The organism is Pseudomonas sp. GM17, assembly GCF_000282175.2.
In the GTDB taxonomy this organism is placed as follows: domain Bacteria; phylum Pseudomonadota; class Gammaproteobacteria; order Pseudomonadales; family Pseudomonadaceae; genus Aquipseudomonas; species Aquipseudomonas chlororaphis.
On the sequence record NZ_CP124732.1, the window covers coordinates 136,640 to 149,390 of the forward strand.

At 62.4% G+C, this 12,751-nt stretch carries 10 protein-coding genes; 2 read left to right on the plus strand and 8 right to left on the minus strand.

Going from position 1 to position 12,751, the window contains the following annotated elements:
• Positions 1 to 2 precede the first annotated feature (2 nt).
• Positions 3 to 827 carry an SDR family oxidoreductase gene (locus PMI20_RS00600; protein ID WP_007926369.1) on the plus strand — a complete coding sequence of 275 codons (825 nt, stop codon included), beginning with the start codon at positions 3 to 5 and terminating at the stop codon, positions 825 to 827.
• A 129-nt stretch (positions 828 to 956) separates the two neighbouring features.
• Here the strand turns inward: PMI20_RS00600 and gbcB are convergent, their stop codons facing one another.
• A complete protein-coding gene (gene gbcB, locus PMI20_RS00605; RefSeq protein WP_007926368.1) occupies positions 957 to 2,057 on the minus strand; it encodes a glycine betaine monooxygenase reductase subunit in 1,101 nt (366 codons plus the stop codon).
• A 330-nt stretch (positions 2,058 to 2,387) separates the two neighbouring features.
• On the opposite strand from gbcB, the gene gbca reads away from it, so the two are divergent.
• Positions 2,388 to 3,683: a glycine betaine monooxygenase oxygenase subunit gene (gbca, locus tag PMI20_RS00610; protein ID WP_007926366.1), complete on the plus strand. Its 1,296-nt coding sequence runs from the start codon at positions 2,388 to 2,390 to the stop codon at positions 3,681 to 3,683.
• A gap of 65 nt (positions 3,684 to 3,748) precedes the next feature.
• Here gbca and PMI20_RS00615 read toward each other — a convergent pair whose 3' ends face one another.
• The 7 genes from PMI20_RS00615 to PMI20_RS00645 form a co-directional block, all read right to left on the minus strand.
• Positions 3,749 to 4,027 (minus strand): hypothetical protein, encoded by a 279-nt coding sequence (locus tag PMI20_RS00615; protein ID WP_007926365.1) that lies wholly within the window; start codon positions 4,025 to 4,027, stop codon positions 3,749 to 3,751.
• 23 nt (positions 4,028 to 4,050) lie between these two features.
• On the minus strand, positions 4,051 to 4,671 hold the full coding sequence (locus tag PMI20_RS00620; protein ID WP_007926364.1) for a hypothetical protein: 621 nt from the start codon (positions 4,669 to 4,671) through the stop codon (positions 4,051 to 4,053).
• 1,212 nt (positions 4,672 to 5,883) lie between these two features.
• Positions 5,884 to 6,654 (minus strand): electron transfer flavoprotein subunit beta, encoded by a 771-nt coding sequence (etfB, locus tag PMI20_RS00625; protein ID WP_007926363.1) that lies wholly within the window; start codon positions 6,652 to 6,654, stop codon positions 5,884 to 5,886.
• Between the two features lie 16 nt (positions 6,655 to 6,670).
• Entirely contained in the window at positions 6,671 to 7,891 is a 1,221-nt protein-coding gene (etfA, locus tag PMI20_RS00630) for an electron transfer flavoprotein subunit alpha (protein WP_007926362.1), read from the minus strand.
• Positions 7,891 to 9,840 carry a dimethylglycine demethylation protein DgcB gene (dgcB, locus tag PMI20_RS00635; RefSeq protein ID WP_007926357.1) on the minus strand — a complete coding sequence of 650 codons (1,950 nt, stop codon included), beginning with the start codon at positions 9,838 to 9,840 and terminating at the stop codon, positions 7,891 to 7,893. The genes etfA and dgcB overlap by 1 nt, the downstream gene beginning before the upstream one ends.
• Before the next feature lie 163 nt (positions 9,841 to 10,003).
• Complete coding sequence (dgcA, locus tag PMI20_RS00640) at positions 10,004 to 12,064, minus strand: dimethylglycine demethylation protein DgcA (RefSeq protein ID WP_007926356.1); 2,061 nt, start codon at positions 12,062 to 12,064, stop codon at positions 10,004 to 10,006.
• A gap of 15 nt (positions 12,065 to 12,079) precedes the next feature.
• The gene (locus PMI20_RS00645; RefSeq protein ID WP_007926354.1) at positions 12,080 to 12,610 is read right to left on the minus strand and encodes a DUF5943 domain-containing protein; all 531 of its coding nucleotides are present in this window, start codon (positions 12,608 to 12,610) and stop codon (positions 12,080 to 12,082) included.
• Between the last annotated feature and the right edge of the window lie 141 nt (positions 12,611 to 12,751).

Genomic DNA, 12,751 nt, shown 5'->3' on the forward strand with positions numbered 1-12,751 from the left:
CCATGTCCTTACAAGGCAAGACCCTGTTCATCACCGGCGCCAGTCGTGGCATCGGCCGTGAAATCGCCCTGCGGGCGGCGCGGGACGGGGCCAATATCGTGATCGCGGCGAAAAGCGCCGACCCCCATCCCAAGCTGCCCGGCACCATCTTCAGCGTGGCCCGCGAAGTCGAGGCGGCGGGCGGCAAGGCCCTGGCGTTGCAGGTGGACGTGCGTGACGAAGAGACAGTGCGTCAGGCCCTGGCCAAGGCCGCCGAGCAGTTCGGCGGCATCGATGCCCTGGTCAACAATGCCGGGGCGATCAAGCTGACCGGGGTGCAGCACATCGAGCTCAAGCGCTTCGACCTGATGCACCAGATCAACACCCGCGCCGTGCTGCTGTGCAGCCAGGCGGCCCTGCCCTACCTGAAAACCAGCGGTGGGCACATCCTCAACCTGTCGCCGCCGCTGAACCTGGCGAGCAAATGGTTCGCCCAGTACAGCCCCTACACCGTGACCAAGTACGGCATGAGCATGCTGACCCTGGGCATGAGCGAGGAATTCAAGAACTACGGCATCAGCGTCAACTCGCTGTGGCCGCAGACCATGATCGCCACCGCCGCCATCGAGTTCCAATTGGGTTCGCGCGAGTCGTTCAAGCATGCCCGCACGCCTGCAATCATGGCCGATGCGGCCCACGCGATCCTCTCCAGCAGCCAGCGCCGCATCACCGGGCGCTTGCTGATCGACGAAGAAATACTGCGCGAACAGGGGGTGAGCGACTTCGCCCATTACCGCTTCGATCCCGACAGCAGCGAAACGTTGATGACGGATCTGTTTATCGATTGAAAAAAGGCGATGCGCCCAATCGCGAGCAAGCTCGCTCCTACAGGTCAGGTGCAGAACCTGTAGGAGCGAGCTTGCTCGCGATGAACGATAACGCGGTTCCAAGCCATGCCCGGGACCGGAAACGTTCGCTCAATACTCGACCCGCACATCCCCCTTCGGCACGCTGCAGCAGGACAGGATGTAGCCTTCGGCTTCGTCTTCCTCGGTGATCCCACCGTTGTGGTCCATCTCCACTTCACCGCCCAGTTTGAGCACCTTGCAGGTGCCGCAGATGCCCATGCCGCAGGCCTTGGGGATCATCAGGCCGAGCTTGGCCGCGGCGGCGTGGACGGTCTCGCCCGGCGCCACGCGGATGCTCTTGCCGGACGCGGTGAACTCCACCTGGTGCAGGTCGGCGACGTCGATTTCCGGCGCCTCGGCGGCCTGCTCGGCCTGTTCCACGGCGTCGGCGCGGGCTTCCGCCGGCGTCGCGCCGAAGGACTCCTCGTGGTAGCGCGACATGTCGAAGCCGCTGGCTTCGAGCAGGCGCTTGACCGCGTTCATGTACGGCGTCGGGCCGCAGCAGAACACCTCGCGCTCGAGGAAGTCCGGCGCCATCAGCTCCAGCATCTTGTGGTTCAGGTAGCCGCGATAACCGGCCCAGGGCTCGCCCAGGCCGTGTTTCTCGCAGATCAGGTGCAGGCTGAAGTTGTCGATCCGCGACGCCATGTGCTCCAGCTCGCGGTGATAAATGATGTCCTTCGGCGAACGGGCGCTGTGGATAAACACCATGTCGACATTGCCGTTGGTGTCGTAGAACCAGCGCGCCATGGACATCACCGGGGTGATGCCGACGCCGCCGCTGAGGTACAGGACTTTCGGGCTTGGGAAGTCGATGGCGTTGAACAGCCCCACCGGCCCGTGCACCGCCAGCTCCTGGCCTTCGTGCAGGGTGTCGTGCAGCCAGTTGGAGACCTTGCCGCCCGGGACGCGCTTGATGGTCACCGAGAAGCTGTACGGCACCGAGGGCGAGCTGGAAATGGTGTAGGAACGCATGATCGGCTGGCCTTCAATCTCCAGCTCCAGGGTGACGAACTGCCCCGGCTTGAAGAAGAACATGATCGGCTGGTCGGCCATGAAACAGAAGGTGCGCACGTCCCAGGTTTCCTGGATGACTTTGACGCAACGGACGATGTGTCGGCCATTGGCCCAGGTCTGGGTGGTTACCGGGTTCAGGAAGTTGTTGGACATGCTGATCTCCACGGCCGACTGCCGGCCTTTATGGTGGCGATTGTGCGCAGGCCCATAAACGCCCATTTACCTATCTGCGACATTCACATACTTATCGCGACCAGCCCCCAACCACCGGGGCTTGCGCGTCGGGAACAGATTGGGCCATGTCGCCCATGGATAAGGTTCCGGGCCGCGCCGGCCCCACACTCGCCTCAACTGAGAACCGCTGATTTTTCAGCCTTGCGTCGTAACCGTGGCCGGTGTGACGGGCTTGTGCGGAGCAAGCCCGTTACACCGGCCACACTGCCACTTTCGCCGGCCACACAGATGGCCATGAGGACCAAAACGATGGACGTCACCGCAACCCTGAGCCTGGGCGATCCGCTGGAACCCGCACGCAAGGCCACCGCGCAAATGCTCCAAGAACGCGAGCGGACCTTTTCCCTGCCGCAGCCGTTCTACTGCGACGAGCGCCTGTTCGATATCGACATGCAGGAGATCTTCCAGAAGGAATGGCTGATCGCCGGCATGACCTGCGAGATTCCGACCAAGGGCAACTACATGACCCTGCAGGTCGGCAAGAACCCGATCATCGTGATCCGTGGCGCCGACGGCGTGGTCCATGCCTTCCACAACGTCTGCCGCCACCGCGGTTCGCGCCTGTGCACCAGCGACAAGGGCAAGGTCGCCAAGCTGGTCTGCCACTACCACCAGTGGACCTACGAGCTGGACGGTCGCCTGCTGTTCGCCGGCACCGAGATGGGCGCCGACTTCGACATGAAGCAGTACGGCCTCAAGCCAGTGAACGTGAAGACCGCCGGTGGCTACATCTTCATCTCGCTGGCCGAGAACCCGCCGGCCATCGATGACTTCCTGGCGACCCTGACGCACTACATGGAACCCTACGACATGGAGAACACCAAGGTGGCGGTGCAGACCACCTTGATGGAAAAGGCCAACTGGAAGCTGGTGCTGGAAAACAACCGCGAGTGCTACCACTGCGGCGGTTCGCACCCGGAACTGCTGAAGACCCTGCTGGAGTGGGACGACGTCACCGACCCGCGCGCCGACCAGGCGTTCAAGGACCACGTGGCCGCCTCGGCCGCTGCCTGGGAAGCCGAGAAGATCCCCTACGCCCACGCCAGCTTCGGCCTGCGCAACCGCATCGTGCGCATGCCGCTACTCAAGGGCACCGTGTCCATGACCATGGACGGCAAGCAGGGCTGCGCCAAGCTGATGGGCCGGATCAAGAACCCTGACCTGGGCTCGATGCGCATCCTGCACCTGCCGCACTCGTGGAACCACTGCATGGGCGACCACATCATTGTGTTCACCGTGTGGCCGATCAGCGCCCAGGAAACCATGGTCACCACCAAGTGGCTGGTGCACAAGGACGCGGTCGAAGGCGTGGACTACGACGTCGCGCGCATGCGCCAGGTGTGGGACGCCACCAACGACCAGGACCGTCGCCTGGCCGAAGAGAACCAGCGCGGCATCAACTCCACCGCCTACCAGCCAGGCCCGTACTCCAAGACCTACGAGTTCGGCGTGGTCAACTTCGTGGACTGGTACAGCGAACGCATGCTGAGCAACCTCGGCGCCGAACCGGCTCCGTACCTCAAGGGCGTGCCGGTTCACGGCTAAACGCGCTGTCCCGGCCATAAAAAACCGCGAGCATACTCGCGGTTTTTTATGACGTGAAGTGGCTACTACCAGTTCCAGGCGTGAATGATGTCCTGCGCTGTATCAAAGATATTTCCCAAGTCTTCGATATTGGGCGCACGCTTGTAATTCGGATCGATACGTCGTTGCAAATCGTCATACAAGCCGTCAATTCTTTCCTGGGTTTTCTTTTTATCGTGCTGCCGAAGTACATCGAGCCGGGCCTTGTTAGCAGCCAGCGCTCTACCTTCCTCGATATAAAAAGCCCTGTCCCACTCAGGCTGGTGATTATCAATAAAAGGCGGTGGACCGACAGGTTTGTTCATAGCCACCTCACTATTTCAGCTGGTCAAGAGAACCAGCCAGTGACCCAACTGACGATCGAGTTGAATGTATTAGTGATTTTCTCCCAGACGTTCTTCAACCAATTGAGGATATTCTTGCCAATCTCGGTGAAAAACTCGCTGACCTTGTCCAGCACGGTATTGAACAGGCCACCGAAAGTTTCCATGAACCCAACCACCGCATCAGCGCTTTGGGGGTATTGGTCCAACTGCTCGATCGCCGCGTCATACATCTTGTCGATGCGTTTATCTGCTGATTCCTTGTCCCGCTTACGCAACTCTTCGAGCTTTTTCTTGTAGTCCGTGGTGTCGGTCGAACCCGAGTTCTGAAAACTTTCCGTAGCCTTGACCAGCTCGGACTCCGACTGATCAGCTTGGCTTTCCCCCACTTCCCGGGCCTGAGGCTCGAGGTTCCGCACCGCAGGATCATTGGAACTCTTGGTGACGTAGAGACTGCGCAGGTGAATCTGCTGCAGGTGCGGCGAAGCCATCAGCAGGCCCCTGGCCTCGCCCGACAATCGTCTTTTCGCATGCACACGCATTTCGTTGAGTAACTCGACATAGGCTTCCTTGCCTTGTGCAGCGACAGGCTTGGCCTTGGTTTTTGCTTTGGATGCTTCGGACATTTCAATAACTCCTTGTAATTTAAACAACCGGCACTCTTGTGCCTTTCACTCGCGGGAACGGTAACGTTCATAACGCCCGCAATTCTCCCGAGTCCATCATTCAGAATCAGCCTTTATTAATTCCAAAAATCAATCGTGGACTTCATCAACCGGAAGGACGTTGGAGATAGCACTTTCACCGATCAACCAGACTCGGTATCAGCTATTAGGGAAGTGCAGAAACAAAAACATGCTTTTCATGTTTGACTCCTGTCATGGATTATCTTGAAGTGCAGCCGAAGAACTCGACTATTGCCCTTGAAAATCCGCCCCACTCCTTTTGTTTGAAAGAGTAAAGCCGCGTGCCCATCAGGCGTCAAACAGCCACTTATACCCATAGGAAACTGCATTTATGCAGGCTGAATATATAAACCAAACCTCACTCAGGTTTTATCCGAGCCCGAAACAAACGAGAGGGTCACCCCCAAGCTGTATAAAAAATGATCGCCCCCGTCGAGATACCACCCGCCAAGGCTTACAGAAGACCGCGAACAAGTTATCCACACCTCCACCCACAGCAAATGTGGGCAACTCGGCTTTCAGCCGGCGGATTCACTGGCAGAACCTGAAGAAAATCCGTGACTTATCCGGAAAGGCCTTTTCCACAAGACTTTGTTCATTTTTTGAACAGCGCTCTGTAAGCCACGTTTTTAAAGGCCCGCAGATAAAGGCGAACACCTTATCCACAGAAGCGCCAACAGACTTTGGGGGCAACTTTGCGGCCAAGGGCAGCGAGCTGTGGAAAACCGCCGAATAGCACGAAATATCGAGGCTTGAGTGCCGCCGGCGGAGCAAAACTTCGGATTTGCCTGTTTTTTGATCAGACCTCTGCAAGCCACTGTTTATAAGGTTCTTAGCGGATAGCGAACATCTTATCCACAAAGAGGCCAACAGACTTTGGGGGCAACTCGGCAGCGGCAGAGGACCGAGGGAATTCCTTATCCACAGAAAAACCTTCGGAAAAACCTCGACTTAGCTTGATCGTTTTTTCGTACAACGCGCTGTAGCGCTTGATTGGCGAGGCTTGCAGAGAGGGACGAACATCTTATCCACAGAGGCGCGCACAGGGATTGTGGGTAACCGTGGATACAGGAGGGAAATCAGTCGCTGGCAAGCCGCGCCCCTGTAGGAGCGAAGCTTGCTCGCGATAACGATAGTGCGACAGGCCAAGCCCTAACGGACCACGCCTTCTTCGATCAACAGCTTGAGGATGGCCTCGGCCCCGGCTTCGGCGCTGACGCCCTTGAGCACCTGGCCGCCACCGCCGCTGGCCTTGGCGGTCGCGGCTTTCATGCGGTCGGCGCCGCTCTTGGCCTTGATCACTTTCAGGCGCTTGGGCCGCGGTTTGGCCGGTTGCAGGGTGGCGCTGGTGAATAACTCATCGTCGAGCACTTCCACCTGCCGCGCCTGCAGCAGCCCACGCCGGGCCGGGCCGTAGGCGCTCTGCCGTGGCTTGGGCGCGGCGTTATCCACAGTGGCGAGGAACGGCAGGCGCACCTTCAGCCGACGGCGCTGGCCGCGCGGCAGGGCTTGCAGCACCAGGGCCACGCCGCCGTCGATGGATTCCACCTGGGCCAGGCCCACCACCAGCGGCCAGCCGAGGTTTTCCGCCAGCAGGAACGGCAGCATGCCCGAACCTTCGCCGGTTTCCGCCTGGCTGCCGGTGAGCACCACTTGCGCCCCGGCATCGCGCAGATAATCGGTCAGCGCCGGCAGCGCATCGGCACCGGCCGACTGCTCCAGCACGTGCATCTGTTCCAGGCCCATGCCCAGGTACGCGCGCAGGGCCGGCTCGGCGATATCGCCGGCGTGCAGCACCTGCAGCCTGTCCCCGGCCAGTTGCAGCCCCAGCTCGACCGCCCGCGCATCCTGCTCGGCGCGCCGGGGCCGGCCGGAAGTCGGGTGGGCGCCGATGGACACCAGGCTGATCACATTGGTACTCATAAGCTCTGTCCTTCCCTTAAGCCGCATCGCGCTTGGCGCCGTTGCGGTAGGCCTCTACCGCCGCGATCAAGGCTTGAAGCAGCTCGGCGCTTTCGCCAATCACCGACAGGTCGGCGCGTTTGATCATGTCGCAGCCCGGATCGAGGTTGATCGCCACCACCTTGTCGCAGGCACCGATGCCCTGCAGGTGCTGGATCGCCCCGGAAATCCCCACCGCCACGTACACCCGGGCTGTGACCCAAGTGCCCGAGGCGCCGACCTGACGGTCGCGGGCCATGAAGCCATCGTCCACCGCCACCCGCGACGCGCCTTCGGTGGCGCCCAGGGCCGCGGCGGTTTTGTGGAACAGCTCCCAGTCCTTGACCCCGTTGCCGCCAGAGAAAATGAATTCGGCCTCGGCCATGGGAATCGCCGCCGGGTCCACCGCCACCGCGCCCAGATCCTCGATTCGCGCCAGGCTGCGCGCCACCATTGTGGATAACTCCACCGGCAGGGCTTCGTGGCGGGTTTCACTGACCGGTTCCGCGCATTCGGCGGCGGCCAGGATCAGCCGCGCCAACGGTCGCGCCAGGTCCTGCAAGCCGGCACCGGCGCGGCCGATGCATTGCTCGTCCTTGACCTGCCAGACCCGCGTGGCCGGGCGTTCGCCCAGGGCCGCGGCAAAACGCCGGCCCAGTTCGCCGCCACCGGTGCGGCTGTCGGGCAGCAACCAGTGGCGTGGGCTGAACTGGTTATCCACAGCCCGCAGGCCCTGGACTCGCTGTTCCGGTGCATAACCGCTGAATTCGTTGCCTTCGAGCACCAGCAGGCGGTCGACGCCGGCCGTGGCGAAGGCGTTTTCCTTGTGCTCGCCGAACACCACCGCCAGCACCGCGCCGTCCTTGCCGGCCAGCTGATGGGCCAGGCCCAGCAGGTCGCGGTCGTGGCTGCTCAGGCGGCCGCCGACCATGTCCGGCACCACGCTGATGTAGAACGCCGGCTGCGCCACCTGATGCAGCGGCAGCTGGACTTCGACCGCGGCGCTGCGCTTGACCGCCCCGCCCTGCTGGGCGCCGCTGCGGTCGATGCGCTTGATACCGTTGGGGCCGATGAAACCGATCCCGTGGGGGTTCTTGCGGAGGATGCCGTTGGGCCCCATCCAGCTGTGCTGCGCCGGCTGCATGGCCGCGTGCAGCGGGTGCAGGCGGTTACGGGCGATCCATTCGGCCCGTGGGTCGCGGCGGATAATGTCGCTCATCAGTGGGCCTCCGCAGGTTCACGTTTGGCCGGGGTCACCGGCTTGCCAGGCGCGGCGTCTTCGAGCAAGGCGTCGGCCACCAGTTCGGCGATGTCCTTGATCAGCGGTCGTGGTTCGACCACACCTTCGAGCATCGCGGTGCATTGTGGACAACCCACGGCCACCAGCTCGGCACCGGTTTCGCGAATGTCGTCCATGCGCATGTCGGGGATCCGCTGCTTGCCCGGAATGTCGGTGATCGGCGCGCCGCCGCCACCGCCGCAGCAGCGCGAGCGGAAACCGGAGCGTTGCATTTCCTTGACCTCGATCCCCAGGGCGCGCAGGACCTCGCGCGGCGCCTCGTACTCGCCGTTGTAGCGGCCCAGGTAGCACGGGTCGTGATAGGTCACGCTGTTGCCTTTGTGCTGGCCCAGGTTGAGGGCACCGGCGCCAATCAGCTCGGCCATGTAGGTGCTGTGGTGCTGCACCACGTACTCGCCGCCGAGGGCGCCGTATTCGTTTTTCAGCACATGGAAACTGTGGGGGTCGCAGGTAACGATGCGCTTGAAGCTGTACTTGGCCAGGGTCTGGATATTGCGCTTGGCCAGCAGCTGGAAGGTCGCCTCGTCGCCCAGGCGCCGGGCCACGTCGCCGCTGTCGCGTTCTTCCAGGCCCAGCACCGCGAAGTCGACCTTGGCCGCCTTCAGCACTTTGACGAAGGCGCGCAGGGTGCGCTGGTTGCGCATGTCGAACGCACCGTCGCCCACCCAGAACAGCACGTCGGTGGTTTTTTTCTCGCCGAGCAGCGCCAGGTTGAGGTCCGCCGCCCAGTTCATCCGCCCGCCCGGGGCAAAACCGCCCGGGTTGTCGGTGGCGATCAGGTTTTCCAGGACTTCGGCGCCCTTGTTCGGGGTGGCGCCCTTTTCCAGGGTCAGGTGACGGCGCATGTCGACGATGGCATCGACGTGCTCGATCATCATCGGGCATTCCTCGACGCAGGCGCGGCAGGTGGTGCACGACCACAGGGTCTCGGCGTCCACCAGGCCGTTGACGATCGGCTGGTGCGGATTGCCACTGTGTTCGCCGATGGCTTTGCCGGGATACGGGCTGCCAGCGAACTTGGCATCGGTACCGCCCGCCAGGCCAACGACCATGTCCTGGATCAGCTTTTTCGGGTTCAGCGGCTGGCCGGCGGCAAAGGCCGGGCACGCGGCTTCGCATTTACCGCACTGCACGCAGGCGTCGAAGCCCAACAGTTGGTTCCAGGTGAAGTCCTTGGGTTTTTCCACGCCCAGCGGCGCGTTCGGGTCTTCCAGGTCCAGCGGCTTGAGGCCGGTGGAGCGGCCGCCACCGAAGCGTTCGGCACGGCGGTGCCAGGCCAGGTGCAGGGCACCGGCGAAGGCGTGTTTCATCGGGCCGCCCCAGGTCATGCCGAAGAACAGCTCGGACACGCCCCACAACACACCGAGGCCGAGGATCGCGGCCAATACCCAGCCACCGAAGTTTTCCGGGAGGATCCCGGCCACCGGCAGGGTCACCAGGAAGAACGACGCCGAGAACGCCAGCAGGCTTTTCGGCAGGCGCATCCACGGGCCTTTCGACAAGCGCGCCGGCGGGTTGCGACGGCGCAGGTAAACGAAGATTGCACCGACGAACATCACCGCCGACATCAGCAGCAAGGCGTAGCCGAGGATGCGGTTATGCAGGCCGAAACCGTGCACCAGGATCGCCAGCACGATGGACGCCACGGCGCCACCGGCCGTGGCCACGTGGGTGTTGGCGATGTATTTGTCCCGCGCCACCACATGGTGCAGGTCGACCATGTAGCGCTTGGGCATGGCCAGCAGGCCGCCGATCAGGTCGACCTTGGACGCACGGCCCCGGCGCCACATGGCCACCCGCCGCAACGCGCCCAGGACAGCCAGGCCGATGGCTGCGAACAGCAGGATGGGAAGAAGGGTGTTCAACATGGTGGAGCTCCCAAAGACCTCGGGCTTAACTACCTGGATGACTTGCTCGTCCTCTGTAGGAGCGAGGCTTGCCCGCGAAAGCAATGGATCTGCCGACATCCATGGTGAATGTCAGTACGTCTTCGCGGGCAAGCCTCGCTCCTACAGGGTTATCCACAAGCGCTTAGAAATCCTTGCAGATCCGCAGGGCGTCATAGATGGCCGCGTGGGTGTTGCGCTGCGCCACGCAGTCACCGATGCGGAACAGCAGATAACCGTCGCCCGCCTGGCTCAACGAAGGCTGCGGCTTGATCGCGAACAGCGCTTCGACGTCGACCTGGCCCTTGTTGCGCGAGCCTTCCTTGAGCGCGTAGTAGATCGCTTCGTCGGGCCGCACGCCGTTCTCCACCACCACCTGGTCGACCACCCGCTCCTCCTTGGCGCCGGTGTATTCGTTCTCCAGCACCGCTACCAGCTTGTCGCCTTCGCGGTAGACCTTTTCCAGCATCATGTCGCCGGTCATGATCACTTCCTTGGGGTACATGCTGCGGTAGTAGGTCGGGAACGACGTACCGCCGATGGCCACGCCTGGCTTGATGTCGTCGGTGACGATCTCGACCTGGCTGCCCTTGTCGGCGAGGAAGTCGGCCACCGACATGCCGGTGAACTCGCAAATGGTGTCGTAGACCAGCACGTTCTTGCCCGGCGCAACCTTGCCGTCGAGCACGTCCCAGCTGCTGACCACCAGCCCTTCGGCGGCGCCCCAGTGTTCGTTCTGCTCAAGGAACGGATGCCCGCCGACGGCCAGCACCACGATGTCCGGACGCAGGTCGAGGATAGTCTCGGCATCGGCCGCGGTGCCCAGGCGCAGGTCGACCTTCAGGCGCGCCAGCTCCAGCTGATACCAGCGGGTGATACCGGCGATCTGGTCGCGCTGCGGCGCTTTCGACGCAGTGGTGATCTGTCCGCCGATGGCCTCTTTCTTCTCGAACAGGGTCACGTCGTGGCCACGTTCGGCCGCCACCCGCGCCGATTCCATGCCGGCCGGGCCGGCACCGACCACCACCACCTTGCGTTTCGGCCCGGTGGACTTCTCGATGATGTGCGGCACGCCCATGTATTCACGGGAGGTCGCGGCGTTCTGGATGCACAGCACATCCAGGCCCTGGTACTGGCGGTCGATGCAATAGTTGGCGCCCACGCACTGCTTGATCTGGTCGACCTGGCCCATCTTGATCTTGGCGATCAGGTGCGGGTCGGCGATGTGCGCGCGGGTCATGCCGACCATGTCGACGTAACCACCCTCGAGGATGCGGGTGGCCTGGTTCGGGTCCTTGATGTTCTGCGCGTGCAGTACCGGAACCTTGACCACTTCCTTGATCCCGGCGGCCAGGTGCAGGAACGGCTCCGGTGGATAACTCATGTTCGGAATCACGTTGGCCAGGGTGTTGTGGGTATCGCAACCCGAACCCACGACGCCGATGAAATCGAGCATGCCGGTGTCGTCGTAATACTTGGCGATCTGCTTCATGTCCTCGTGGGACAGGCCGTCCGGGTGGAACTCGTCACCGCAGATACGCATGCCCACGCAGAAATCGTCGCCGACTTCGGCGCGCACCGCCTTGAGCACTTCCAGGCCGAACTTCATCCGGCCTTCGAAGCTGCCGCCCCATTCGTCGGTCCGCTTGTTGACCCGCGGGCTCCAGAACTGGTCGATCATGTGCTGGTGCACGGCGGACAGCTCGACGCCGTCCAGGCCGCCGGCCTTGGCCCGGCGCGCGGCCTGGGCGTAGTTGCCGATCACCCGCCAGATCTCCTCCGGCTCGATGGTCTTGCAGGTGGCGCGGTGCACCGGTTCGCGGATGCCCGACGGCGACATCAGGGTCGGCCAGTTGAAACCGTCCCAGCGCGAGCGGCGGCCCATGTGGGTAATCTGGATCATGATCTTGGCGCCATGCTTGTGCATGGCGTCGGCCAGGTTCTGGAAGTGCGGAATGATGCGGTCGGTGGACAGGTTCACCGAGCTCCACCATTCCTGCGGGCTGTCGATGGCCACCACGGACGAACCGCCACAGATCGCCAGGCCGATACCGCCCTTGGCTTTCTCTTCGTAATACTTCACGTAGCGGTCGGTGGTCATGCCGCCATCGGTGGCGTAGACCTCGGCGTGCGCGGTGCTGAGCACCCGGTTGCGGATGGTCAGTTTGCCGATCTGGATCGGCTGGAACATCGCTTCGAAAGCCATTTTTCTTAACTCCGCTTACAACGGCTTGACGGTGAACAGGCCATCGTCGTGGCCTTCTTCGGAACCGCCGTAGACCTGTTCGGCGACGGTGCGGATCTTGCTACCGCGGGCGGCCAGAATCTGGTCCATGGCGCCGGCGAACCAGCCGGTGAACATGTAGTCGACCTTGCGTCCGACCTTGCCGTACACATAGACGAAGGCCGAGTGTTCGAGCTTGACGCTGGCGGTGCCCTTGTCGAGGTCGATGTCCTGGATCTTGAACAGGCCCCAGCCGCGCTGCGACAGGCGCTTCATGTAGTGCTCGAACACCGCGACGCCTTCCAGGCCGTGGCATTCGGCTTCTTTTTCACACCAGTGCCAGGCGGACTTGTAGCCGGCCTTGTAGAGGATCTCGGCGTAGGCGTCGGCGCCCAGTACTTCCTCGATGCCCATGTGGTTGTTGACGAAGAAGTGACGCGGCACGTACAGCATCGGCAGGGCGTCGGAGGTCCAAACACCGGTTTCGCTGTCGACTTCGATGGGCAGTTGCGGGGCGATCTTGGCCATGTTTCAAAACTCCGGAATTCTTTTGGATTGGTGCATCCGTAGCCGCTGCCGAAGGCTGCGATAAGGCTCGAAGAGCCTTCCGAGGGCCGCAGGAGCGCGTCTCCTTCGGCAGCGGCTACAGGTGTGTGCTGTGGAGGGTTG